The sequence below is a fragment of the Affinirhizobium lemnae genome (assembly GCF_022968395.1).
In the GTDB taxonomy this organism is placed as follows: Bacteria; Pseudomonadota; Alphaproteobacteria; order Rhizobiales; family Rhizobiaceae; genus Neorhizobium; species Neorhizobium lemnae.
In genome coordinates this window covers 1-25,751 of the sequence record NZ_JALJQZ010000043.1, presented here as the reverse complement: position 1 = coordinate 25,751, position 25,751 = coordinate 1, and the positions used below count along the sequence as shown (strand labels likewise).

Here is a 25,751-nt window from a genome sequence, read left to right as displayed (position 1 = left end):
CACGCTCAGCCTTCTCTGTCTTCCAGGTAGAAGATGTCACGCCCGATATCTTCGCACACATAGCGTAACGGCACCGGGTGGACGGCGCGCAGGAAGGAGTGCGTATAGGGGAAGAAATTGAAGTGCGGATTGAAGGTGTAGCGATATTCCCGTTCGCGCGGCACGACGATGATCAGACGCTTGCGCGCAATCCGGCGAAGCTCTGCAATGGCTTGCCGATACTCCAGCACATGTTCGATAACATGCGTACACACCACCGTATCGAACTCGCCATCGGCAAAGGGCAGCTCTTCGATCTTGGCGGCCACATACTCGACACCCGGCAAGGCCGCCGCATCATCGATGACGAAGTCGACACCCGTCACGCGGGCAAGATCCGGGTTGCCTGCTTTTATATGAGTCAACAGCGCGCCTGTACCGCAACCGACATCGCAGACACTCGATCCGGCTATTTCGCTGACAATGCGTCGGATGCAGGCATCGGAATTATCCGTTCCAGCGTGTACGCGCGGATGATTGCGGTAAAGCTCGGCATATTCATCCGCTGTCAGGAAAGGCGCACGTTCGCGAAATCTGGCAAGGTGGGAGATGTGTGAACCCCATGCACTCTGCGCAAGCCAGAGAAACAATCGGGAATCCCGCAGGATGGGTGGCAGGATGTCTTCGATGACGAAGCGGATCTTGTTGGTCGTCTCGCGTTTCATGCGGCGTCCCGTTTCCCTTCAGTGGCGGCAACCGGGGAGCGTTGTCGTTCGGAAAACAAGGAAGGCAGATTAATGTAGTTCAGCCGAAGCACTTCATTTCGGCCTCGCGCAACCGAATCCAGGATCACGCCCGCTGCGAAGGAGACGAAGCCCAGACCATAAAGGCTGAGTGAGAAAACCCAGGTCGGCATGCGCGGAACAAGACCCGTCTCGAAATATTCGATGAGGACCGGCGCCGAGAACAGCAGGCCCGCGCAGCAGAAGAGGGCCGCAATCACGGCGAAGAAGGCAAACGGGCGCGTTTCCTTCATCAGCATGGCGAACATTCTAAGAATGCGAAAGCCATCCCGAAATGTGGAGAGCTTCGAAAACGACCCCTCCGGCCGCCGCCCGTAATCCAGTTCAAGCTCCGTCACCGGCAGCTTCAGGCGGGAGGCGTGAACGGACATTTCCGTTTCGATCTCGAAACCGCCGGAAACTGCCGGAAAGCTTTTGACGAAACGCCGCGTGAAGATCCTGTAGCCCGAAAAGATATCGGTGAAATCCGAGCCAAACATCTGCCGGTAGAGAAGATTGAACAACCGGTTGCCCGCCGCATGTCCCTGGCGGCCTGCGTCGGCATGCACCCCGCGACGGGTTCCGACAACCATGTCGACGCGCTCGGTCAGAAGCGTTCGAACCAGTTCGTCGGCATCTTCCGGTGCGTAGGTGCCGTCGCCATCTGCCATGATGTAGAGATCGGCTTCGATGTCGGCGAACATGCGGCGCACCACATGCCCCTTGCCCTGACGCCGCTCTCGACGCACCTCGGCGCCTGCCAGCATGGCCGCGAGTGCCGTGCCATCGGTAGAATTGTTGTCGTAGACGTAGATCCGGGCGGAGGGGAGAGCCGACCTGAAACCCTGGACAACGGATGCGATGGTGGAAGCCTCGTTGAAGCAAGGCAGAAGGACGGCGATCTTCAGTTCGCCCGATGCGGCATCATCCATGATCTGATCTACTCGGTACACTGCAAATGGAGGCGACGCCGGAAGAAGGGCCGGGTGCTCGCGCTTTACTATTTCTTGAGAAGGTTAAGGCTAGGTTTCGACCGCGCATCACGTGGCATGCCGTTGCCGGAGATTGACCGATTATGACCATCTGGACGAGCGAAAGCGGCCTTCATGGCGATGAACGTCACAAACTGAAAGGTACTTTCAGTCGGCTTCTGCCAAGCGTCCTCGTCTATGCGGTCGTTCTGATCGGCCTGATCCTGTTCTTTCATCTTTCAACCGCCACTGATTACGTCGGTGGTGACAATGATGATGTGGTACGGCTCGTTCAGGTTCGTGATCTGTTGAACGGTCAGGGATGGTTCGACCTGCATCAGTATCGTCTGGGTCTGGAGGGCGGCACGCTGATGCACTGGTCGCGCTTTGTCGATCTGCCGATCGCAGCCCTGATCCGTTTCTTTTCCCTCTTCACGGGATCATCCATCGAAGCTGAGACACTCGCCCTCATTGTCTGGCCACTGTCCACCGCTGTGGTTCTCCTGGCGGCTGCCGGTCTGGCCGGTCGGCGGCTTGGCGGCATCCCCACCATGCATATTTCGCTGGGTTTGGCCTGCCTCTACATCTTCACGATGAAGCGCTTCTATCCCGGCAACATCGATCATCATAACGTACAACTGGCGACGCTCATGGTGATGACGGCGATGTTGCTGGACAGGCGATGGAGTGGTTCAAGCCATCTGTGTGCGGGTATTGCGGCAGCCTTTGCCATTGCCATCGGGGCCGAAACCATACCGGTGGTCGCCGTCGGCTGCATGGTCGTGACCTTGCAATGGTGCTGGCACGGCAAGGAATTCGCTCCGGCGGCGCGCAGCTTCGGACTTGCCTTTGCCCTTTCCATCTCGGCCTTCTTCTTCGCAACAGTGCCGCCCAGTGCCTATGGCGCGGTAACCTGCGATAACCTGTCGCTTGGCTTCTATTCGCTTTCAGCCGTTGGCGGCGCCGGGCTTTTCCTGGCCGGACGTCTGACCGGTCTGGTGACGCTCAGGCAGCGGATTGTTGCCGTGGCGCTCATCGGGGTCGCCGTTCTGGCGACGGGGTTGTTGATCGCCCCGCAATGTCTTGGAAATCCGCTTGCCAATCTCGACCCTATGCTGGTGGAGCTGTGGCTCGATAACACGACGGAAGCGCAGTCGGCCCGTACACTGCTGGCGACATCGCCGGATACTTTTGGAGCCTTTTATCTCGTCGGTCTGTTTGCTGTGGCCGTTTGCGTGTTCAGGATCATCCAGAAGGACAGAGCAGAGGCGCATCTGCTGCTTCTGGCGCTTATTGGAACCGCATGGCTGATTTCTCTCGTGCAGGTCCGTGGCGCCGCCATCACCAATGCCTTGACCATCCTTCCGCTTTCGTTGTTGATCAGCGACCTGAAGCGCCATTCCAATGCCGAGCCTGAAAACATGAATGCAGGCCTGGCCTACATTCTCGCCGCTCTGTTTTCCGTTCCCGTTGTTTGGGCCTTGTTCGGTTCCGTCGCGATGAATGGAGTAAGGGAAGCGTTCAGTTTCAAAACGATTTTATACAAGGACAACAGCAGCATGGAGGGTGAAGCCGACTGCCGATCGAGCGCCGATGGCCTTGCGCTTGCGGGCTATCCCATGGGCGTCGTCGCTGCCCCCTCCGATAGTGGCGCTACCATTCTTCGTTATACGCCGCACCGGGTTTTGAGTGCGCCATACCATCGCAATCAGGCAGGCATGCTGACCGAGCTTCACATCGGACTGTCCAGGCCCGACGAGGCGGAGGCTTTCCTGAAAGGCGCGAAGGTAACAGTTCTTGCTTTCTGTGCGGGTGATCCGCAGACCCGAAACCTTATGAAGGTGAACCCGCAAGGCCTCTATGCGCAGCTTGCCAAGGGCAATGTTCCCGATTTCCTTCAGCCTCAACCCGCGAAGGAAGGGTCACATTTCCGCATTTACACCGTTCGCCCATAAGAAAAGTGCAGGACAATCCATCGCGGTCGGATGAAAATCACATCCGGATACGATAGATAGGGCCTATGAGCAGATCCCTTTTCTCTGATCAGCCGACGAACCTGGCCGAAATTTCGGTGTCGGAACTCTCCGGCTCAATCAAGCGTACCGTTGAAACCGCGTTCGATCATGTGCGCGTGCGCGGCGAGATTTCCGGCTATCGTGGCCCCCATTCGTCCGGTCATGCCTATTTCGCCCTGAAGGACGACAAGGCGCGCATTGATGCAGTGATCTGGAAAGGGTCCTTCTCCAAGCTGAAGTTTCGCCCGGAAGAGGGCATGGAGGTGATCGCGACCGGCAAGGTCACGACCTTCCCCGGCTCGTCAAAATATCAGATCGTCATCGAGACACTGGAGCCCGCAGGGGCCGGTGCGCTGATGGCGCTGCTGGAAGAGCGCAAGCGCAAACTTGGCGCTGAAGGGCTTTTCGATCCGGCGCGCAAGCGGCGGCTCCCCTTCATGCCCAAGGTGATCGGCGTCGTCACGTCACCAACCGGCGCCGTCATTCGCGATATTCTTCACCGCATCACCGACCGCTTTCCGGTGCATGTCGTGGTCTGGCCCGTCACAGTGCAGGGGGAGGGATCCGGCGACGAGGTTGCCAACGCGATCCGCGGCTTCAATGCCCTTGATCCCTTGGGTGCGGTTCGCAGGCCCGATGTCCTGATCGTTGCCCGCGGTGGCGGCAGCCTTGAGGATCTCTGGAGCTTCAACGACGAGGCTGTCGTGCGCGCTGCGGCGGACAGCGAGATTCCGCTCATTTCTGCTGTGGGTCACGAAACCGACTGGACGTTGATCGATTACGCCGCCGATGTGCGAGCGCCAACGCCGACCGGGGCTGCCGAAATGGCGGTTCCGGTAAAGGCCGATCTCGATGCGCAGATTTCCAATCTTGCGGCACGGCTTCGTGGCAGTTCTTCGCGTCAGATGGACAGCCGTCGGCAGAACCTGCGGGCTCTGGTGCGGGCGCTACCCTCTCTTGATCAACTGCTGGCCTTGCCGCGCCGACGTTTTGATGAGGCGTCTGCCGGACTGGGTCGAGGTTTGGAGAGAACCACACTTGCCAAGCGCCGGATTATGGAACGGGCGACGGCGGGCTTGCGGCTGGAACTTCTTTCCGGTCGCATTGCGGATGGTCGCCGGCGTATTGCAGAGCAGGTCTTGCGCAAGGATCGCTGCCTGGAGCGGCATCTGCTGCGCGAGCGAAGCCGGCTGGCCAAGGCGGAGGTCAGCCTTCTCTCCCTGCCGCAGAGGCTGAGCGGGCAGATCGAACGCGACCGTCTGAACCTTCAATCCTTGATCCGGCATGCAGATACGGCCTTGGTCCATGCGCTGTCGAGGCGGACTGCTGCTGTGCTGGCCCATGACCGGATGCTGCAATCTCTGTCCTACAAGAATGTTCTGAAACGCGGCTATGCTGTCATTCGCGGTGAGGATGATCGACCATTGACGCGGGCCGCCAATGTCGCTGCCGGACAAATGCTGTCCGTCGAATTTGCAGATGGACGGATTAGCGCAAGTGCGGTGGAGGGAAGTGAGCCCCCCACATCTACGCCATTGCCTGAAGCGCCGGTAGCGCGCAAGCGAGTAGCCAAATCGGCTTCCGCTAAAGGACCGGAACAGGGTTTCCTGTTTTAGCGCGAGCAGCCCGAGCCGCTCGCACATCGTTTGCCGGATTGCTTTACGCCCATTCACCCTTGCGCATGACGGGTACGCGACTGCCGTCTTCGCGCAGGCCATCGATGTCGACCTGATCGGAGCCAATCATCCAGTCGATATGGATGAGCGAGGAATTGCCGCCCTGAGCCTTGATCTGCTCCGGTGACAGAGATGCGCCGTCGAGGAAGCATTTCGAGTAGCATTGGCCAAGTGCGATATGGCAGGAGGCGTTTTCGTCGAACAGCGTGTTGTAGAACAGCACACCCGATGCCGAGATCGGCGACGAATGCGGTACCAGCGCCACTTCGCCTAAGCGGCGCGCACCTTCATCCGTATCCAGCACCTTGTTCAGAACACCTTCGCCCTTAGAAGCCTTGGCTTCAACGATGCGACCCGCCTCGAAACGCACCTGGATATTGTCGATCAGCGTACCCTGATGCGAGAGAGGCTTGGTGGAGGAAACGGTGCCTTCAACCTTCAGGGCATGTGGTGTCGTAAACACTTCTTCGGTCGGTATGTTCGGGTTGCAGATGACCCCGTTCTTGGCCTTAGACGCGCCGCCATGCCACTCGTGACCATCTGCGAGACCGACGGTCAGGTCAGTGCCAGGGCCGGAAAAGTGCAGCGCCGAGAAACGTTCGGTGTTCAGCCAGCTGGAGCGCTTTTTCAGATTGGCATTGTGCTCTGCCCAGGCAGCGATCGGATCAGGGGTGTTGATGCGCGAAGCCGCGAAAATCGCTTCCGCCAGTTTGTGGACGGCTTCTTCTTCAGGAAGGTCCGGGAAGACCTGTCGTGCCCAGGCCGGGTTCGGATAGGAGCAGATGTGCCAGTTGATGTCGAAGTTGGAAATCTTCTCCAAAGCTGGTTTGTAGGCAATGGATGTTGCCTTGTTGGCGCGAGCAACCTTCTCCGGATCCTCGTTGGCCAGCATCATGGGGTTGTCGCCGGAGATGGCGAGACGCGCAGCGCCTCCCGCATAGGCTTTGGCCATACCTTCGTAGAGCCAGTCGGCTGCCTTGTCGAAGCTCGCATCCTGTCCGTAACGGAAGCGCGCAAGCGTCGTTTCTTCATCCGAATAAAACGTGGATACGATACCGGCGCCCGCGCTGTAGGCATGCTTTGTGATGAGGCGGACAAGGGGAAGGGCCGCCAGCGGCGCCGTCATAACCAGATCCTGCCCCTGCTGCAATTGAAGGCCGACCTTGACGGCGACCTCTGCCAGCTTTTCCAATTTGATGGGGTCGACGGGGCTCTTGATCTCGGTGTGAAGGGTCATGTGCTGCCTGCTTTCAAGATGATATTCATAGGAGATAGGCCGGGCCTCAACGCTCTGCAATGACGGAGGCGATGATCGCGTTGAGTGCGCGCTGTGCATCTGTTGGCGCAAGGCGCACCTGCAGCCCGCGCTGGCCGCCATTCATATAAACCAGCGGTTCGTTCATCGCGGCCTCCTCGATTGCAGTCGGAACCTGCTTCTTCTGTCCGAAGGGGCTTATGCCGCCAACGACGTAGCCGGTCGCCTTTTCCGCCAGGGCGGGTTTCATCATGGCTGCGGATTTGCCACCGAACGCAGCCGCCAGTTTTTTCATCGAAACCTCGCGGTCAGACGGCACGACCACGCAGACCGGCTTCCCATCGACCTCTGCCATCAGAGTCTTGAGCACCCGGTGCGGCTCTTCACCGATGGCTTCCGCCGCCTGAAGCCCGACCCGCTCCGCATTGGGATCGTAATCATAGGTGTGGACGGTAAAGGTGATGCCAGTCTTCTCAAGGGTCTGCGTCGCGCGTGTATTCTTGGACATCGCAACCTCGGGATCAACGAGAGGACGAGAAAAGAGCCTCGTAGAGCTCTGGCTTGAAGCCGATGGTGATGGCGCCGTTGGCCTCCAGAACAGGACGCTTGATCAGGGAGGGCTGCGCAATCATCAATGCGATTGCCTTGTCTTCGCTTAAGTTGGCTTTGTCTTCGTCGGTCAACTTCCGGAACGTTGTGCCTGCGCGGTTCAAAACAACGTCAAGACCTTCGGATGCAATCCATTTGGCAAGATGTGCCTCATCGATCCCTTCCGATTTGTAGTCGTGGAAGCGATAGCCGACACCGTGATTGTCCAGCCAGTTGCGCGCCTTCTTCATGGTGTCGCAGTTTTTGATGCCGAAGATGGTGATCATGGCTGCCTTTCTCCTGGTGCGATTCTGGTGCGTAGAATGCCGCAGGAATGATCAAATGGTAAAGCTTATTTACCGGACATGCGATAATCGCATGGCTCCCATCTTCTCTTGTGCCTTGCAAAAAGAGCCTCCAGTACCGATATCTTGTTTAGACAAAAGGAGAGAAAAATGTCTACGAACACAAACAGAATGCGCGGTGGTTTCATTGGTCGTGCGATTGCTGTTTTTGGTGCCGCCGCTTCCGCTTCCGCCGCCGTTGAGGCTGGCCGCAAGCCGCTGAAGCGCGATCTTGTAACGCTGGGTATCGACCCCAAGGCTTTCGATCGCAGCTGATATCTGGCCGTCTCAGTGTTGCTCACGAATGCAAGCCGCGCCCGTCGCGGCTTTTCTGTTTTTCGAGATATCTTCATTATTTACGATGTTATGGCCATCGGTACACTGAGCTTTAACCATCGCAACCGATACTTCCGATAGCTCAGGGAGAATCGCGTGGTCGCATCTATACAGCATGCTTCGAACTTTGAAGAAAATGTCGCGGCGGACAATACGCTTCGCCATGCTGTGTCACGGCTCGCCGCAGAAGCCTCAGATCTCGGCGTTCACCTCGTCGATATTGCAGGTGCACTACAGGATACTGCCGGCCAGTCCGGCGAGCATGCCGCGCTGCTAAGGCGGATGACGGATGCGGCCCAAGCGATGGCGCAGACCAATCGTCAGATCGCATCTTCGCTCGGTGAGACAGACAGTCTGGCAACAAGTGCGCGCGAAGTACTGGGCGTGCAGGCAAAGCAATTGGACGGCTCCATCCATGCCATTGACGACATGGTCACAGCCTCGCAGGAAATCGGAACCGAAATCAGATCCTTTTCGTCAGCGCTCAGCGAGGTTGGACGATTGGCCGAAGACATCGGGACAATCGCGCGCCAGACCAATCTTCTAGCGTTAAATGCAGCAATCGAGGCGGCACGCGCGGGCGACGCCGGCAAGGGGTTCGCCGTTGTTGCAGCGGAAGTTCGGGCGCTATCGCTCCAGACCTCGCAAACGACGTCCTCGATCCAGCAGACCCTGCAGAAGCTCGGCGAGCGCATCGAGATGCTGATAAAAGCGGGTGAAGGCGCGCGAACCTCTGCCGAAGGGGTACGATCCACCTCCAAGGAGGTGCAGGGTTCGTTCCATGAGGTGGAATCCGTCATGGCGCGTATTCTGGATAGCGCATCTTCTCTAGCCCATACTACCGAGTCCGTCGACCGTCAGTGCAGCGAATTCGCGACAACGATTGCCGTGGCTGCGAATGCGATACTGAAGTCTAACGACCAGCTCCAGGCGACGTCGGCTCGGGTCAATGACGTGGTTAACATTTCGGAGCGCATGATCCAGGCCGTTGCCAGTACCGGTATCGAGACGCCCGACATGCCCTACATCCGCACCGTCATGTCCGTGGCGCAGGAGGTGAGCCGCGCATTCGAGGATGCGGTGCGTTCCGGTCGCATCGATATGGGAGCGCTGTTCGACCGCAACTACCAGCCGATCCGTGGCACTGATCCAGTGCAATACATGACGCGGTTCACGGAATTCACCGACGCTGTGCTTCCGACCATACAGGAGCGCGTGGCGTCCAGCGATGAGCGCATCGCATTTTGCGCAGCCGTCGATGAGAACGGATACTTGCCAACCCATAACCGCAAGTTTGCCCAGCCTCAAAGGCCGGGAGATGTGACGTGGAACACGGCGAACTGCCGTAATCGCCGTATCTTCAATGATCGCGTTGGTTTGGCTGCTGGGCGAGGCAAGGAACCCTTCCTGATGCAGACCTATCGCCGAGACATGGGCGGTGGCGTCTTTGTCCTTATGAAGGATATATCTGCACCGATCACCGTCAATGGCAGGCATTGGGGTGGCATCCGCCTCGCGATCAAGGCCTGAATTCGGTTTTAGAGCAGTTCCAGTAAAAGTGCGTCAGCGGTTTTACGTCCGGACTGCGTAAAAACAAAGAAATGGAGTATTGCGGGTGATCCCGTTTTCACTGGAAATACTCTAGTGTCTCGGCGCCATGGAGGACCATACGGGACTGCTGACGCTTTGAAGCAATTCTGGCGCTACGCCATCGATACGGGCAATCACGGCTTTTGCCAGTTCGCGCCCGGCCAGGCGCACGCTTTCGTTCACCGTGTGAATTTCTGGCCGGATCCAGTTCAGGAATTCCGCCGACTGTTTCGACACGATGTCGACATCATGACCGACACGCTTGCCTGCTGACTCGATCCCCGCAATGAGCGCGATGCTTGAACTGCCGCTGATGGAAACAATGCCATCGGGTGGATCGGCAGACCGCATGAGATCGGCACAATAGCTGCGCAGGTCTGACAAGGGCGCCTCGCTCGTCATGCGCCCCATGGATACTTCCGTCGCTCCGAAGGCGGCAAGGCCGCGCTCGAACCCGATGCGCGTGTGAATGTAATAGGATAGCTTCGCCGGTGGCGCGAGCAGTGCGATACGCCGCCGGCCACTCGCAACAAGCCTCTTCACCGCCTCGAATGCATAGGCTTCATTGTCGAAATCGTGGAACGGGTGGCAGATGCCCATATCTGTTCGGCCGTGCGTTGCGAACGGAAAATTCCGTTCCGTCATCAGGGCCACGCGCGGATCGTCCGGCAGGGTGCGCGAGATTATCATGCCGTCAGCGGACCCTGTGTCGAGGATGTAGCGCACAGGCACCATAGGGTCTTTCTGGTGCACATGCGGGGTCAGGACGAGATGATACTGCGTTCCGGCCAGTACTTCCGAGATGCCGAACATCATCTGGCTTGTGAAGCCCATCAGTTCCTCATCGATACTGAGAACAAGCGCAATGACATTGGTCTTGCCTGTTCTGAGACGAACGCCTGCACGGTTGGGCTGGTAGCCGAGTTGCGCTGCAACCAGCCGCACCCTTTCTTTCGTCTCCATGCCAATGTCCGGCGCATCTTTGAGCGCGCGAGACACAGTGGTGATGCCGAGGCCGGTCATGAAGGCGATCGTTTTCAAGGTAGGACGCGCACCAGGCTCCAGAGCCTTCCCGGAAGATTTAAGCTGATGATTGTCGTCCATGCGTTCCCACCATTTCGAGGGGGCTGATTATAGACATCTGTCGGATGCCTGAAAACGGCAGCGGCCCTTTCTCTGAAAAGAATTTCAGGCCATCAAACTGAAACGTTACAGTCAATTTGTCGAGCGCCATTTTCGGTGACTAGGCCTCGTTTTCCGCTCTCAGTTGTACAACGCAGACGCACAAATTTTCTGTGCGTTTGCGAATACGAATATCTGGAAAATTGACTTATGCAGACGTTGAAAAGGATTTTTTTCATCAAAGCGACTGATGCAGATTGCCTTTATACAATCAAAAATAGAAATTCAGAATCTGATAATTTTTTGATCGTTAGGCCGTTGCGCTCCTCCCGAAACTCGCATAGCTTTTTTTACGGCAACGTTTCAGTGAGGGAGGAGACTCATGAATTTGCGTGCATTGAAAGCAATTCTCGTGGCGGGTGTCATGCTGCCGGCAGCTCAAGCTGCTGCAACGGACCTTGAAGTCACACATTGGTGGACGTCCGGCGGCGAAGCAGCCGCGGTCAAGGAACTCGCGAAAGGGTTCGACGCAACTGGCAACAAATGGGTGGATGGTGCCATCGCCGGCTCTGGCGGTACGGCGCGTCCGATCATGATCAGCCGTATCACTGGCGGCGACCCCATGGGCGCGACCCAGTTCAACCACGGTCGTCAAGCGCAGGAACTGGTGGAGGCCGGTTTGATGCGCGATCTCACGGCTGTTGCGGAAAAGGGCAAGTGGAAGGACATCATCAAGCCCGCCAGCCTGCTGGAAAGTTGCACGATCAACGGCAAGATCTACTGCGCTCCGGTCAATATCCATTCCTGGCAGTGGCTCTGGCTTTCCAACGAGGCATTCAAGAAGGCTGGCGTTGACGTTCCGAAAAACTGGAACGAGTTCGTCGCAGCGGGCCCGGCACTCCAGAAGGCCGGAATACAGCCGCTGGCGCTTGGTGGTCAGCCCTGGCAGGCAACCGGCGCCTTCGATACGCTTATCATATCGCTGGGCGGCAAGGACCTTTACATGAAGGTGTTCAAAGACAAGGACGCCAAGGCTGCCGCAGGTCCGGAAATGGCGGCCATCTTCAAGGCGGCCAATGAAGCCCGCAAACTTGCCAAGGGCACCAATGTGCAGGACTGGAACCAGGCTACCAATATGGTTGTCACCGGCAAGGCCGGTGGACAGATCATGGGTGACTGGGCGCAGGGTGAGTTCCAGCTGGCAGGCAAGAAGGCCGGTACGGATTATACCTGCTTGCCCGGCCTGGGTCTGAACCAGTACCTGACAGCAGGTGGCGATGCCTTCTATTTCCCTGTTCTGAAGGACAAGGCGAAATCCGAAGCGCAGGACAAGCTGGCTGAAACCATCGTCGATCCGAAGGTTCAGGTGGCGTTCAACCTAAAGAAGGGCTCGCTGCCGGTACGTGGCGACGTGGATCTTTCGTCGGCCAACGATTGCATGAAGAAGGGCCTCGAGGTTCTGGCAAAGGGTAACATTCTATCCAGTACTGACCAGCTTCTCTCGCCTGACACGCAGAAGCAGAAGGAAGACCTGTTCTCGCAGTTCTTCGCAAACGAATCGATCACGCCGGAAGCGGCGCAGAAGCGTTTCGCCGACATCATCGCATCGGCGAACTGATCACCCCAGGGAGGGCCGATCGTTTCTTTCCATCGGAAGCGGTCGGCTCTCTGCCCCACACAGGACGAGAATGAAGAGACGGCGGGTCCGGCCCCGATCCGCCTGCTCTGGCCGTTTTCGATGCGGAGGTCTTGCTTCATGGCGCCACACTCTTCGGCTGGCCGCCCCAGTCAGTTGTTCAAAAATCTGAATTCGAAGATTGCCCTGATCCCGATGATGCTCGTTGCGCTCGTCGTGTTCCTGGGCGGGACGGTTTGGACCGTTGTCTACTCATTCACGCGCTCCGGGCTTTTGCCACGCCTCAGCTTCGTCGGGCTTGATCAGTATGAGCGCCTATGGGCCGCTCCGCGCTGGATCATCTCGATCCAGAACCTGGCCATCTACGGTATTCTATCGCTGATCTTCAGCCTTGTGATCGGCTTTGTTCTTGCCGCGCTGATGGACCAGAAGATCCGTTTCGAGAACACGTTCAGAACCATCTTTCTCTACCCCTTCGCGCTGTCTTTCATCGTAACGGGGCTTGTCTGGCAGTGGATCCTTAACCCTGAATTCGGCGTCCAGTCCATCGTCCGCAGCCTCGGCTGGTCCACCTTCGAATTCGACCCTCTCTATAACTCCGATATCGTCATCTACGGCATCCTGATCGCCGGTCTCTGGCAGGGAACCGGACTGGTCATGTGCCTGATGCTGGCTGGTCTCCGCGGTATAGACGAGGACATCTGGAAGGCATCGCGAGTCGATGGCATTCCGATGTGGAAGACTTACGTTCTGATCATCATTCCGATGATGCGCCCCGTCTTTATCACCACGCTGGTGCTGATCGCATCCGGTATCGTCAAGGTCTACGATCTCGTGGTGGCGCAGACCAGCGGTGGCCCCGGTATCGCCTCCGAAGTTCCTGCGAAATACGTCTACGACTACATGTTCCAGGCGCAGAACCTCGGTCAAGGCTTTGCAGCATCCACCATGATGCTGGTCACGGTCGCCATCATCATCATCCCCTGGGCCTATCTCGAATTCGGAGGGAAGAAGCGTGGCTAACATCTCCACCCTCAACAGCACGGCGGCCGGTTTCGATGCAGTCTCGCCGCAGGTGGCTGGCCCCAGCGGACGCAAACCGCGCAAGGTGCTCTCACGGCGCAACATCATTCTCTACGGCCTGCTGATCGTCGCAGCACTTTATTATCTGCTGCCGCTTTACGTGATGATTGTCACCTCCATGAAGGGCATGCCCGAAATCCGCATGGGCAATATCTTCTCGCCACCGATGGAAATTACGTTCGAGCCCTGGGCGAAGGCCTGGGCCAGCGCCTGCACTGGTCTGAACTGCGATGGCCTTTCACGCGGCTTCTGGAATTCAGTCCGCATTCTGGTGCCTTCGGTTCTGGTGTCCATCGCTGTGGCGTCCGTCAGTGGATACGCATTGGCGAACTGGCGCTTCAAGGGTTCGGAACTGTTCTTCTCGATTCTGATCATCGGTGCCTTCATTCCCTATCAGGTGATGATCTACCCCATTGTCATCATTTTGCGTGAACTGGGCATCTACGGCACGCTGACCGGCCTTGTGATTGTTCATACCATCTTCGGTATGCCGATCCTGACACTTCTCTTCCGTAACTACTTCACGTCTTTGCCGGAAGAATTGTTCAAGGCTGCCCGTATTGATGGCGCAGGGTTCTGGCAGATCTATTTCCGCATCATGCTGCCCATGGCGCTGCCCATCTTTGTCGTAGCCATGATTTTGCAGGTGACCGGCATCTGGAACGACTTCCTGTTCGGCGTCGTCTTCACTCGTCCGGATAGCTATCCGATGACCGTGCAGCTCAACAATATCGTCAACTCCGTCCAGGGCGTGAAGGAGTACAACGTCAACATGGCAGCCACTCTGCTGACTGGTGCCGTACCATTGATCGTTTACTTCGTCTCCGGGCGCTTGTTTGTCCGCGGCATTGCCGCCGGCGCAGTAAAGGGCTGATTTTCATGGCCAATAGCGTTTCAATTCGTAAACTTTCGCTTTCCTTCGGAGCCGTGACCGTTCTCAAGGATCTGAACCTCGATATTCGCGATGGCGAGTTCATCGTTCTTCTGGGTTCATCCGGTTGTGGGAAATCCACTCTTCTGAACTGTATTGCCGGATTGCTGGAGCCCACCGAAGGCCAGATCTTCATTAAGGATCGGAACGTCACCTGGGAAGAACCGAAGGATCGCGGCATCGGCATGGTGTTCCAGTCCTATGCGCTCTATCCGCAGATTACGGTCGAGAAGAACCTGTCGTTCGGGCTTCAGGTTGCGAAAGTACCAAAGCCCGAGATCGACAAACGCGTTGCCCGTGCTGCGGAGATCCTGCAGATCGGCCCGCTTCTGAAGCGTCGCCCGGCCGCTCTCTCCGGCGGTCAGCGTCAGCGTGTTGCCATCGGTCGCGCGCTGGTGCGTGATGTGGATGTCTTCCTCTTCGATGAGCCGCTGTCGAACCTCGACGCCAAGCTCCGCTCGGAACTGCGCGTCGAGATCAAGCGTCTGCATCAGAGCCTGAAGAACACGATGATCTACGTGACCCACGACCAGATCGAGGCGCTGACGCTGGCAGACCGCATCGCCATCATGAAGAATGGCGTCATCCAGCAGCTTGATGATCCGATCGCCATCTACAACAAGCCGAGGAATCTCTTCGTGGCAGGCTTCATCGGGTCGCCGTCGATGAACTTTCTGCGGGGAGAACTGATCGAGACGGGCGGCAAGACTGTCTTTCGCACCAATGGTGTCGATTTCTCGCTCGATGGCTATGAGGCAAACGGTCCGCTGGCTGCTGGTCGCCAGGTCGTGCTTGGTCTGCGCCCGGAGCATATCGGCATCGACCAGCCGGAAGCCGATCGGGAGCTTCATCAGGCAGTCGTTGATATCGAAGAGCCGATGGGAGCGGACAATCTCCTTTGGCTCAAGCATGCAGGTCATACCATGTCTGTCCGCATTGCCGGGGCGCGGCGATATGCACCCGGTTCGCAGGTTCGTATGAGCTTCGATATGCGACTTGCATCCTTGTTTGACGCGCAAACCGAAGACCGCATCTGAGGATCCCATGTCGCAGTCGATCATCGATCTGTCAGGAAACTGGCGGCTTTCGTCTCTGGACGAGGCAACGCAGGCGCTGATGCCCATTCCGGGTGATGTGCATACGGCCCTGAAAAATGCGGAGCTCATTCCTGATCCCTATTTCGGGCGCAATGAACTCGACCTTCGATGGGTTGCGGAACAGGACTGGCAGATCGAGCAGGACTTTGTTCTCGATGATGCCGGAGGCGACTGGTATCTCGACATTACTGATCTCGATACGGTCGCGACTGTCGAAATCAATGGTGAGGTTGTGCTGGAAGCTGACAATTGCTTCCGGCGTTGGCGTCCAGATGTCTCCCGCAGCTTGCGCACCGGCGAGAACAGAATTCGCATTCTGTTTCATTCCAGTATTCGCGAGGGGGCGGATCGGCAGGTAAAGCAGCCCTTCTTCGTGCCCTATCACGAAGGCAATTCCCCCATTCCCAACGGCAATATGCTGCGCAAACCGCAGTGCCATTTTGGCTGGGACTGGAACATCGCGATTGCGCCACTGGGCCTCTACGGCACCATTGCGCTGAAAAAGCTTGAAGAATCGCGCATCGAAAGCGTGGTGGCGCGTCAAACCCACACGGCGGACGGCGTAGATGTCAGCGTCACCGTTACGCTGTTTGCGAAATTTCCCGGTACGACGCCCATCTTCTTCTCGTTTGGCGAAGAGCGGCTGCGCCTCGATATGGGGTTAAGGCCCGGCGAAAATACCGTAAGCCATGTCTTTCATATCGATGCGCCAAAACTCTGGTGGCCGTCCGGCAGTGGTGAACAGGCGCTCTACGAACTGGCCGTCGAAATTCCGTCCGAAACCGTGATCCGGCAGATCGGCTTGCGCCAGGTGGAACTGCTGACGGACAAGGATGAGGCGGGCAGCCGCTTTGCGTTTCGCATCAACGGTCGTGAGATCTTCTGCCGGGGAGCGAACTGGATCCCTGCCGACGCCCTATATTCGTTGACCAGTTACGAAAAGACGCGCGACCTACTGCAGTCTGCTGTCGATGCCAATATGAACATGATCCGTGTCTGGGGCGGCGGCTTTTACGAAGCGGATTGGTTCTACGACCTCTGCGACCAGATGGGGCTGATGGTCTGGCAGGACTTCCAGTTCTCCTGCAATCTCTATCCCTCCACACCCGATTTTCTGGAGAATGTCGCGGCGGAAGTCGATTATCAGGTGCGACGCCTCATCACGCATCCGTCCATCGTTCTCTGGTGCGGCGACAACGAACTGGTCGGGGCGCTCACCTGGTTCAAGCAATCCATCGAGAACCGCGATCGCTATCTGGTCTCCTACGATCGCCTGAACCGCACCATAGAGCAGACGCTCCTGAAAGCTGCACCCGATGCGCTCTGGTGGCCCTCCAGCCCCGCCTCCGGCTATCTGGACTATGGTGATGCGTGGCATGCCGATGGCTCCGGCGACATGCATTACTGGTCTGTCTGGCACGAAAACAAGCCGTTCGAGGATTATCGCAAGGTCAGGCCGCGTTTCTGTTCGGAATTCGGCTTCCAGTCCTACACCTCGCTGCCCGTCATTCGCACCTTTGCGGGGGAGGGGCATATGAATATCGCCTCTCCGGTCATCGAGCTGCATCAGAAAAACGTGGGCGGCAATGAGCGGATCGCCGCGACAATGTTCCGGTATTTTCGCTTTCCGGAAGGCTTTGCCAATTTCGTCTACCTCAGCCAGATCCAGCAGGCGCTCGCCATCAGGACGGCCGTCGATTACTGGCGCTCTCTGAAACCCCATTGCATGGGCACGCTTTACTGGCAGCTGAACGATACATGGCCTGTCGCCTCCTGGTCGAGCCTCGACTATGGCGGCGGCTGGAAAGCGCTGCATTATCTGGCTCGCCGCTTCTTCCAGCCCGTGAATGTTGCAGCCATTCCCACCGAAGAGGGTTCCGAAATCCGGCTCTCGGTGGTCAATGACACAATGGACGATGTGACGGTGTCGCTCAGTCTCTCGCTGCTTTCGCTGAATGGAGAGCGTACTGAATTGAAGCGCCTGGATGCCGTCTGCACACCGGATGCGGCGGTCATTGCGACAACTGTTGCCGCTGCTGAGATTCCTGCTGACAGTCTCCTGGCTTGGAGCTTCACGGCAAGCAATGGCATGGGGGGCGAAGGTCACTATGTACAAGGCACCTATAAGTCGCTGGATCTGCAACCGGCAGGGCTTGGCCTAGATATTCAGCCTGCGCCGACAGGCGGTTATGACCTCACCGTGCAATCGGCAGGCCTTGCGCTTTACGTGATGATCGAGAGCGAAACGCCGGGACGCTTCTCCGACAACGCATTCGACCTTGCCGCGGGAGAAATCCGCCGCATCACCTTCACCCCTTCCGATCCCGCAGCGGCGGAGCCGAGTTTCCGCCTCTACGACCTGCAATCCTGCTCCTGAGCGAGCAGGCCAACCATTGATGAACATGGGCTGCCCTCAGCCCGGGAGGATGACATGACTGAACTTGGCTTCCAGCTCTACAGCGCCCGCAATTTCCCGCCTCTGTCCGAAACTCTCAAGAAGCTCGCGGCAGCCGGTTATAAGACGGTTGAAGGCTATGGCGGCATCTATGCCACGATGGACTATGCCGCACTTCAGGGGCTTCGCGCCGATCTGGATGCAAACGGCCTGACGATGCCGACAGGCCATTTCGGCCTCGATCTTCTGGAAAAGGATCCGGAACAGGCGCTCAAGATCGCAAAAGCCCTTGGTATCGAAGCGATCTACTGCCCTTATCTGATGCCCGATCAGCGACCTGCGGACGCCAAGGGCTGGCACGCCTTTGGCCAAAGACTGGGAGAAGCTGGCAAGCGCTATCAGGATGCCGGTTTTGTCTTCGGCTGGCACAACCACGATTTCGAATTCCAGGCGCTGGAAGACGGTTCCACCCCGCAGGAACAGATTTTTGCCGGTGGACCGGATCTCGCCTGGGAGGCGGACATCGCCTGGGTGGTGCGCGGCAAGGCAGATCCGTTCAGCTGGATCGAAAAGGAAGCCAAGCGCATTCATGCCGTCCATGTGAAGGACATCGCGCCTGCCGGTGAAAACACCGATGAGGATGGCTGGACAGACGTAGGGCACGGCATCGTTCCCTGGCGGGACCTGATGGCGAAACTGCGGCTGACCTCTGCGCGGCATTTCGTGCTCGAACATGACAATCCGAAGGATCTCGACCGCCTGATTGCGCGCTCGATGACCTCTTTCAAGACCTACTAACAAGAATCGGGCACGGAGACCTCCATGACCAAGGAACTCGGCGTCGGCATCATTGGATGCGGCAATATCTCGACCACCTATCTGTCGCTTGCCCCGCTCTTCAAGGGATTGAAGATGCTGGCCTGTGCAGACATCAACCCCAATGCGGCACAACTGCGCGCCGAGGAATACGGCGTGACGGCGCAGACCGTCGACGAGCTGCTAGCGAATGACGAACTGGACGTCATCGTCAACCTCACGATCCCGGCAACGCATTTTTCCGTTTCCAAGGCTATTCTGGAGGCGGGCAAGCACGTCTATTCCGAAAAGCCGCTCGTGCTCTCGCTGGAAGAGGGCGAAGAATTGCGGGCGCTTGCCAATGCGAAGAACCTTGCCATCGGCTGCGCCCCTGACACCTTCCTGGGTGGCTCGCACCAGCTTGCGCGCAAGACGATTGATGATGGCGCGGTCGGGCGCATCACGTCCGGCACCTGCCATGTCATGAGCCCCGGCATGGAAATGTGGCATCCAAACCCCGGCTTCTTCTTCCTGGCCGGCGGCGGCCCGATCCTTGATCTCGGCCCGTACTACATTGCAAACCTCATCAACCTCATTGGACCGGTCAAACGCGTCGGTGCGCTGACATCCATGGCGAACCCGACCCGCACCGTTACCAGCCAGCCGTTGGCCGGAACCCAGATCCCTGTCGAGACGCCGACCAATATCCATGCGCTTCTGGAATTCCAGAATGGGGCGACCATCACCCTGTCGGCAAGCTGGGATGTGTGGTCGCACCGCCATGCCAATATGGAGCTTTATGGCACCGAGGGCTCCATTTATGTGCCGGACCCGAACTTCTTCGGCGGAAAGGTGGAAACATCCGGCCGCAACATGGATATCCAGCCGCTGGACATGTGGGACCACCCCTTCGCCAAGGACAATCAGGAAAGCCCGCGTGGCCCGCGCGCCAACTACCGGACCGCAGGTCTTGCCGACATGGCCATGGCATTGATCGAAGGCCGCGACGCGCGCTGCTCTCTGGACCGTGCCCTGCACGGCATCGATGTCATGACCTCGATCCTGAAATCGGGCGAGGAAGGGCGCTTCATCGAGATGACGACCACCTGCACCCAGCCAGCAGCACTCGGTATCGACGAGGCCTTGGCGCTGTTGCGGTAGGATGCAAGACAAGCCGGTCCCGCTTGAGGAGGTGAGACCGGCTTGAAGGCACTTCGAGGAGGAAATGACCATGATCCGCAATCCCATCCTGCCCGGTTTTAACCCGGACCCCTCCATCTGCCGGGTGGGTGGGGACTATTACATCGCGACCTCGACCTTCGAATGGTATCCGGGCGTGCAGATCCACCATTCCCGCGATCTGGTGAACTGGACGCTGGTGCGCCGCCCGCTCGAGCGCAAAAGCCAGCTGGATATGCGTGGCAATCCGGATAGCTGTGGCATCTGGGCGCCGTGCCTTTCCCATGCCGATGGTCTGTTTTGGCTGGTCTATACCGACGTGAAGCGGCTCGACGGCAACTTCAAGGATGCCCACAATTACATCGTGACCTCGCCGACGATCGAAGGCGACTGGTCGGATCCTGTCTATGTGAACTCCTCCGGTTTCGATCCGTCGCTCTTTCACGATGATGACGGGCGCAAGTGGTTCCTGAACATGCAATGGAACCACCGCACTGAAAGCTATGGCGGTGCGCCCAAACATCCGGCCTTCGATGGCATCCTCCTGCAGGAATGGGATGCGCAGACGCAAAGCCTCAAAGGGCCGATTGAGAACATCTTTGCCGGCAGCCCGCTGGGGCTGGTGGAAGGGCCGCACCTCTTCAAGCGCAATGGGTGGTACTATCTCACCACCGCGGAAGGCGGCACCGGCTATGATCATGCCGTGACCATGGCGCGTTCCCGGCAGATCGATGGTCCCTATGAGATGCATCCGGATGTGCATCTCATCACCTCCAAGGATGCGCTGGACGCCGTGCTTCAGCGAGCCGGGCATGGCCAATATGTCGAGACACCGGATGGTGAGGCCTATCATACGCATCTCTGCGGACGCCCCATGGCCCCTAAACGCCGCTGCACGCTGGGGCGTGAAACGGCGCTTCAAAAATGCGTCTGGCGTGACGATTGGCTGTATCTGGCCCATGGCAGCGCCGTGCCAGCAGTGCATGTGCCCGCGCCCACCGATGTGGAGCCGTTGAAACAGCCGGTTCGCATTGATTATACCTTCGATCAGCCCGAGCTGCCGAAAGATTTCCAGTGGTTGCGCACGCCTGAGCCGGCACGCATCTTCTCGCTGACGGAGCGGCCGGGGGCTTTGCGGCTGATCGGGCGCGAAAGCATCGGTTCCTGGTTCGAACAGGCGCTTCTGGCGCGCAGGCAGGAGCACCACAGTTTCCGCGCGGAGACAGTTCTGGAGTTTGAGCCTGAAACCTATCAGCAGGCAGCAGGTCTCACTCACTATTATAACCGGCACAAGTTTCACGCGCTCGTCGTGACATGGCATGAGAAGCTTGGACGCGTGGTGACGATCTTCTCCTGCCCCGGTGACTTCCCGCACGCCCGCATGCAGTTTCCCATTGAAAGCGGAGTTTCCTTACCCGACGGGCCTGTGCATCTGGCAATGGAAATCTGCGAGAACGACTTGCAATTCTTTTATCGTTCTTCGCAGGAGGCGGACTGGACACCGATTGGCCCGCTTCTGGATGCTGGTGTCGTTTCGGATGAAGGCGGTCGCGGTGAACATGGTTCCTTCACCGGAGCCTTTGCCGGCATTTTCGCGTTCGATGTGACAGGGCGCGCAAAGACCGCCGATTTCCTGAGTTTTTCCTACGAGAGCATCTGAATTCCCAGCAGCAGTCACCTCAACAAAGGCGGGCCTTGGTCCGCCTTCTTTTTCGCCACCAGAATTTTATCTATAAAAATTTTTGCGTCTAGTTTAGAAACTCCCAACTAAATAGGGATTTTGAAGAATTATCTATAATATGACGGCAATCACTAACGCTTTTGAGAATAAACTGGATGTTCTGGCAGCAAGGGGGCGTCTGCGCCGACTGAACCTTCCCGCAGGGGCAGATTTCAGCTCCAACGATTATCTCGGCCTTGCCCGCTCCCCTGAACTGGCTACCCGAATGATCGACGCTTTGAATAGGGGCGTTGCAACAGGCTCCGGAGGGTCGCGCCTCTTGCGTGGCCATCATGAAGAACACGAGGCGTTGGAGGAAGAGGCAGCCCGGTTTTTCGGTTCAGAGCGGATGCTGTACTTTGGCGGTGGCTTCAGTGCCAATGTCGCCATCCTGTCCACCCTGCCGCAGCCTGGCGATCTGATCCTTCATGACATGCTGGTTCATGCCAGTGCGCACGATGGCATGCGGGCAAGTCGCGCCGATGTTCGAGGCGTTGCACATAATGAAGCTGCGGCGTTCGAAGACGCAATCCGGCTTTGGAGAAGGGAAGGCGGCAAGGGGCACCCTTGGATCGTCGTTGAAAGTCTCTATTCCATGGATGGCGATATCGCTCCCTTGGCCGATCTGGCGGAGATCGCGGATCGACATCAAGCCTTTCTGGTGATCGATGAAGCCCATGCAACGGGCGTACACGGGCCGGATGGCCGTGGATTTGCAGCGGCGCTGGAGGGAAGAGAGAACGTCATCACATTGCACACCTGCGGCAAGGCGCTGGGTGCGTTCGGCGGTCTGGTCGGTGCCAGTCGCACACTTTGCGACTTCTTGATCAATCGCGCGCGCCCATTCATCTATGCTACGGCACCACCACCGTTGCAGGCGCTCGCTGTGCTGGAGGCGCTGAAACTTGTCCAGTCGCAGCCTGAGCGCCGGACGGCACTTCAGGATCTCGCGAACTTTGCCAACAAACGGATCGGCGAGCGACTCGGTATCGCGACCAGCGGGACACAGATCGTACCCATCCACCTTGGGGAGGATGCCAGAGCCGTCCGGGTGGCGGCGCGGCTTCAGGCGGCGGGATTTGATGTGCGCGCCATTCGCCCGCCAACGGTGCCCGCGCGCACGGCGCGGCTACGCATCACCATTACCCTCAACGTCGACCAGGGGACGATTGAACGAATGGTCGATCAACTGGCATACATTCTGGAAGACGAGAGATGAGCCAAACCTTTGTGGTGACCGGCACCGATACCGGCGTCGGGAAAACCGTGTTCTCCGCAGCACTCGTGCAGGCACTGGATGCCCATTACTGGAAACCGGTGCAGAGCGGGCTGGAGGAGGAGACCGACAGCGAGCTCGTTGCGCGTCTTGCCGGGGCCGAGCCGGTTCGAATCCTACCGGAGGCGTGGAAGCTGAAGACGCCTGTCTCCCCCCATCTGGCCGCGCAGATCGATGGCGTCGAGATCGATCCGCTCGCGCTTGTTCCGCCGCAGGTCGAACGGCCATTGGTGATCGAAGGGGCGGGCGGGCTTCTGGTGCCGCTGACCCGACGCGTCACTTATGCGGATATTTTCGCCCGCTGGCAGTTGCCGACCATACTTTGCGCCCGAACGGCACTTGGCACCATCAATCACACGCTTCTGTCTCTGGAAGCCATGCGGGTGCGAAAGATCCCGATCCTTGGTGTGGTCTTTATCGGCGATGAGGTCCGCGACAGCCAGGCAATCATTTCCGAACTGGGGAAAGTCAGGGTTCTCGGGCGTCTGCCCAAGCTCAATAGACTGGACACTGAGACATTGCGGCAAGCCTTCAGCGCTCACTTCGATCTGAATGACTTTGGGGTAGAAGAGGTATGACATCGCCCATCTGGCATCCCTTTACGCAGCACGCACTCGAACCAACCCTCCAGAAGATAGCCGCTACCGACGGAGCCTATCTCATCGAGGAAAACGGCAGGCGCGTTCTGGATGCGATCTCCTCCTGGTGGGTCATCACCCACGGGCATCGGCATCCGCTGATCATGCAGGCAATCCGCCACGCGCTCGACCGGTATGACCAGATCATCTTCGCCGAATACAGCCATGATCCGGCGGAGGATTTGGCGAGAGGTCTGGTAAAGCTTGCACCGGCGGGCCTGAACCACGTGTTTTACTCCGATAGCGGATCAACGGCGGTCGAGGTGGCGCTGAAGATGGCGCTCGGCACCTTCCACAATCGAGGCCTTAAGCGGTCTCGCATTGTGGTGATGGAACACAGCTATCACGGCGATACGATCGGCACGATGTCGACCGGAGAACGTGGCGTGTTCAACGCCGCCTATGAGCCCTTGCTGTTCGGCGTCGATACGATCCCGTTTCCCGATCCAGGCGAGGAGCAGCAGACGCTGGATGCCCTGGAACGCTTGTGCCGTTCAGGTCAGACCGCAGCCCTTCTCATCGAGCCGCTTGTGCTCGGTGCAGGCGGTATGAAGATTTACGCGCCGCAACTTCTCGCCCAGCTTCGAGAGATTACCAAGCGACATGACGTATTGCTGATCGCCGATGAAGTAATGACTGGCTGGGGGCGAACCGGAACTTTGCTGGCTTGCGAACAGGCAGGTGTTGCGCCGGATATCCTGTGTCTGTCCAAGGGCATCACGGGCGGCGCATTGCCACTGGCTGCCACATTGGCGACATCAGAGATCTTCGAGGCGCATTGCTCGACCGATCGCAGAAAGACCTTTTTCCACTCTTCATCTTACACCGCCAACCCGATCGCCTGTGCGGCGGCGGTCGCCAATCTGGACGTTTGGCGCAATGAGCCGGTTCTGGACCGGATCGCAACAATCGAGACCCTGCATCGCGAGAGGCTGCGCCGTTTCGAGAGCAGTTCGGGCATTGCTGATATTCGCCAGATCGGAACCATTGCGGTTGTCGAACTGGCTGTTCCGGCGGGCGGTTACCTCTCCGATGTGGGGCCAAAACTTCGGCGCTTCTTCCGTGAGCGCGGTGCTCTGATACGCCCCCTTGGCAATGTCATCTATCTCATGCCGCCTTATTGCGTCACAGAGGCCGATCTTGATCTTGCCTATGACGCCATTTCGGACGGTATCGATCAGCTTGCAAGAGGTGCACTGTGATCGGAAGCTATATGGCTGGCTTCGGTCATCATGTGCCGGAGCGCCGCGTGGAGAATGCGGAATTGGAGGCTCATTTCAATCTCGAGGCTGGCTGGATCGAGAGGCGAACCGGAATCCGCGCAAGGCATTGGGCAATGCCCGAGGATCAATTGACGGATATGGCTGCTAAGGCCGGGGCCATGGCACTGCATCAGTCAGGTCTTGACCAACGAGATATTGGCATGGTGCTTCTTGCCACCTCCACGCCAGATCACCTGCTGCCACCGTCAGCGCCGCTTCTGGCTCATCGTCTGGGATTGAAACGTTCAGGCGCGGTGGATCTCGCTGGCGCCTGTTCCGGCTTTATCCAGGCGCTCGTTCTGGCGGACGGCTTTGTGCGAACGCAGGGCAAGGCAGTGCTTGTTGTCGCGGCCAATATCCTGAGCCGCCGCATCAACTGGCAGGAGCGGGCAAGCGCAATTCTGTTTGCTGATGCGGCTGGTGCTGTGGTTCTGACGCCCTCGACGCAGCCGGGTCGTGGTCTGCTCAGCTCGGAACTCGTTTCCGACGGGTCAAATTACGAGCTGATCGGAATTGCTGCGGGCGGATCTGCCCAGCCCTTTGAGATGGCGATGGATCTGGAGGAAACCCGGATGTCCATGCGCGATGGCCGCAAGGTCTTTTCGCTGGCGGTCGAAATGATGGGAGATTGCGCGACAAAGGCGCTGACAAGCGCGAATGTATCACCGCCCGCCATTGATCGATTTATCCCGCATCAGGCCAACAGTCGCATCATCGATGCGCTGGAGGAGCGACTTGGGTTGGATGCGGATCGCTCCGTTCGAACGCTTGGTGATTATGGCAATTCATCCGCCGCCACCATTCCGCTTTCGCTTTCTATTGCGAATGCACAAGCTCAGTTCAAGGGCGGCGAAACGCTGCTGATGACAGCTGCAGGTGCCGGCATGTCCGGCGGCGCCGTTGTCTGGCGTATGTGACAGCAAAAAGGCCGGAGATTTACCACCGGCCTTTTTTAAAGCTTATCGCAGTGACTATCCCACTCTATTATTAACAAGTATATCAAGGTGACCTGCCCCTGAGAATTTCCTCCAGAATGGATTAGAGTCCGGCCCATTGAGGACGGACGAATGAAGAAGCAGAG

At 58.1% G+C, this 25,751-nt stretch carries 22 protein-coding genes; 16 read left to right on the top strand and 6 right to left on the bottom strand.

Features of this window, described 5'->3' with window-relative positions:
* Positions 1 to 5: 5 nt before the first annotated feature.
* Both MUU53_RS19040 and MUU53_RS19035 read right to left on the bottom strand, forming a co-directional pair.
* Positions 6 to 704: a class I SAM-dependent methyltransferase gene (locus MUU53_RS19040; protein ID WP_247262297.1), complete on the bottom strand. Its 699-nt coding sequence runs from the start codon at positions 702 to 704 to the stop codon at positions 6 to 8.
* The gene (locus MUU53_RS19035) at positions 701 to 1,693 is read right to left on the bottom strand and encodes a glycosyltransferase (RefSeq protein ID WP_247262296.1); all 993 of its coding nucleotides are present in this window, start codon (positions 1,691 to 1,693) and stop codon (positions 701 to 703) included. Before MUU53_RS19035 ends, MUU53_RS19040 begins: the two co-directional genes overlap by 4 nt.
* Before the next feature lie 143 nt (positions 1,694 to 1,836).
* Here MUU53_RS19035 and MUU53_RS19030 point away from each other — a divergent pair, with 143 nt between their 5' ends.
* Both MUU53_RS19030 and xseA read left to right on the top strand, forming a co-directional pair.
* Complete coding sequence (locus MUU53_RS19030) at positions 1,837 to 3,687, top strand: hypothetical protein (RefSeq protein ID WP_247262295.1); 1,851 nt, start codon at positions 1,837 to 1,839, stop codon at positions 3,685 to 3,687.
* A gap of 65 nt (positions 3,688 to 3,752) precedes the next feature.
* Positions 3,753 to 5,363, top strand: coding sequence for an exodeoxyribonuclease VII large subunit (gene xseA / locus MUU53_RS19025; RefSeq protein WP_247262294.1), 1,611 nt, complete (start codon positions 3,753 to 3,755; stop codon positions 5,361 to 5,363).
* 43 nt (positions 5,364 to 5,406) lie between these two features.
* Here the strand turns inward: xseA and MUU53_RS19020 are convergent, their stop codons facing one another.
* The 3 genes from MUU53_RS19020 to MUU53_RS19010 are packed head-to-tail and all read right to left on the bottom strand — an operon-like array spanning position 5,407 to position 7,553.
* A complete protein-coding gene (locus MUU53_RS19020) occupies positions 5,407 to 6,660 on the bottom strand; it encodes an aminopeptidase (protein WP_247262293.1) in 1,254 nt (417 codons plus the stop codon).
* A gap of 46 nt (positions 6,661 to 6,706) precedes the next feature.
* Positions 6,707 to 7,186: a Cys-tRNA(Pro) deacylase gene (gene ybaK, locus MUU53_RS19015; protein ID WP_247262292.1), complete on the bottom strand. Its 480-nt coding sequence runs from the start codon at positions 7,184 to 7,186 to the stop codon at positions 6,707 to 6,709.
* Positions 7,187 to 7,199: 13 nt separating this feature from the next.
* Positions 7,200 to 7,553: an ArsC family reductase gene (locus tag MUU53_RS19010; RefSeq protein ID WP_247262291.1), complete on the bottom strand. Its 354-nt coding sequence runs from the start codon at positions 7,551 to 7,553 to the stop codon at positions 7,200 to 7,202.
* Positions 7,554 to 7,721: 168 nt separating this feature from the next.
* Between MUU53_RS19010 and MUU53_RS19005 the strand changes: the two genes are divergently transcribed.
* Positions 7,722 to 7,886, top strand: coding sequence for a hypothetical protein (locus tag MUU53_RS19005; RefSeq protein WP_247262290.1), 165 nt, complete (start codon positions 7,722 to 7,724; stop codon positions 7,884 to 7,886).
* 156 nt (positions 7,887 to 8,042) lie between these two features.
* Positions 8,043 to 9,476, top strand: a complete 1,434-nt coding sequence (locus MUU53_RS19000; protein WP_247262289.1) for a methyl-accepting chemotaxis protein — start codon at positions 8,043 to 8,045, stop codon at positions 9,474 to 9,476.
* 111 nt (positions 9,477 to 9,587) lie between these two features.
* Here MUU53_RS19000 and MUU53_RS18995 read toward each other — a convergent pair whose 3' ends face one another.
* Entirely contained in the window at positions 9,588 to 10,640 is a 1,053-nt protein-coding gene (locus MUU53_RS18995) for a LacI family transcriptional regulator (RefSeq protein ID WP_247262288.1), read from the bottom strand.
* A 400-nt stretch (positions 10,641 to 11,040) separates the two neighbouring features.
* On the opposite strand from MUU53_RS18995, the gene MUU53_RS18990 reads away from it, so the two are divergent.
* From MUU53_RS18990 to MUU53_RS18935, 12 genes are all read left to right on the top strand, one after another.
* On the top strand, positions 11,041 to 12,276 hold the full coding sequence (locus MUU53_RS18990) for an ABC transporter substrate-binding protein (RefSeq protein ID WP_247262287.1): 1,236 nt from the start codon (positions 11,041 to 11,043) through the stop codon (positions 12,274 to 12,276).
* Between the two features lie 138 nt (positions 12,277 to 12,414).
* Positions 12,415 to 13,317 carry a carbohydrate ABC transporter permease gene (locus tag MUU53_RS18985; protein WP_247262286.1) on the top strand — a complete coding sequence of 301 codons (903 nt, stop codon included), beginning with the start codon at positions 12,415 to 12,417 and terminating at the stop codon, positions 13,315 to 13,317.
* Positions 13,310 to 14,251, top strand: coding sequence for a carbohydrate ABC transporter permease (locus MUU53_RS18980; protein WP_247262285.1), 942 nt, complete (start codon positions 13,310 to 13,312; stop codon positions 14,249 to 14,251). The genes MUU53_RS18985 and MUU53_RS18980 overlap by 8 nt, the downstream gene beginning before the upstream one ends.
* A gap of 5 nt (positions 14,252 to 14,256) precedes the next feature.
* Positions 14,257 to 15,345, top strand: coding sequence for an ABC transporter ATP-binding protein (locus MUU53_RS18975; protein WP_247262284.1), 1,089 nt, complete (start codon positions 14,257 to 14,259; stop codon positions 15,343 to 15,345).
* Positions 15,346 to 15,352: 7 nt separating this feature from the next.
* On the top strand, positions 15,353 to 17,782 hold the full coding sequence (locus tag MUU53_RS18970) for a beta-mannosidase (protein WP_247262283.1): 2,430 nt from the start codon (positions 15,353 to 15,355) through the stop codon (positions 17,780 to 17,782).
* 54 nt (positions 17,783 to 17,836) lie between these two features.
* Positions 17,837 to 18,598 carry a sugar phosphate isomerase/epimerase family protein gene (locus MUU53_RS18965; RefSeq protein ID WP_247262282.1) on the top strand — a complete coding sequence of 254 codons (762 nt, stop codon included), beginning with the start codon at positions 17,837 to 17,839 and terminating at the stop codon, positions 18,596 to 18,598.
* 24 nt (positions 18,599 to 18,622) lie between these two features.
* Entirely contained in the window at positions 18,623 to 19,756 is a 1,134-nt protein-coding gene (locus MUU53_RS18960; RefSeq protein ID WP_247262281.1) for a Gfo/Idh/MocA family protein, read from the top strand.
* 70 nt (positions 19,757 to 19,826) lie between these two features.
* Positions 19,827 to 21,434, top strand: a complete 1,608-nt coding sequence (locus MUU53_RS18955; protein WP_247262280.1) for a glycoside hydrolase family 43 protein — start codon at positions 19,827 to 19,829, stop codon at positions 21,432 to 21,434.
* Positions 21,435 to 21,573: 139 nt separating this feature from the next.
* Entirely contained in the window at positions 21,574 to 22,713 is a 1,140-nt protein-coding gene (locus MUU53_RS18950) for an 8-amino-7-oxononanoate synthase (RefSeq protein WP_247262279.1), read from the top strand.
* On the top strand, positions 22,710 to 23,348 hold the full coding sequence (bioD, locus tag MUU53_RS18945; protein ID WP_247262278.1) for a dethiobiotin synthase: 639 nt from the start codon (positions 22,710 to 22,712) through the stop codon (positions 23,346 to 23,348). Before MUU53_RS18950 ends, bioD begins: the two co-directional genes overlap by 4 nt.
* A complete protein-coding gene (locus tag MUU53_RS18940; protein WP_247262277.1) occupies positions 23,345 to 24,610 on the top strand; it encodes an adenosylmethionine--8-amino-7-oxononanoate transaminase in 1,266 nt (421 codons plus the stop codon). The genes bioD and MUU53_RS18940 overlap by 4 nt, the downstream gene beginning before the upstream one ends.
* 11 nt (positions 24,611 to 24,621) lie before the next feature.
* Positions 24,622 to 25,587: a beta-ketoacyl-ACP synthase III gene (locus MUU53_RS18935; protein ID WP_247262276.1), complete on the top strand. Its 966-nt coding sequence runs from the start codon at positions 24,622 to 24,624 to the stop codon at positions 25,585 to 25,587.
* Positions 25,588 to 25,751: the final 164 nt, after the last annotated feature.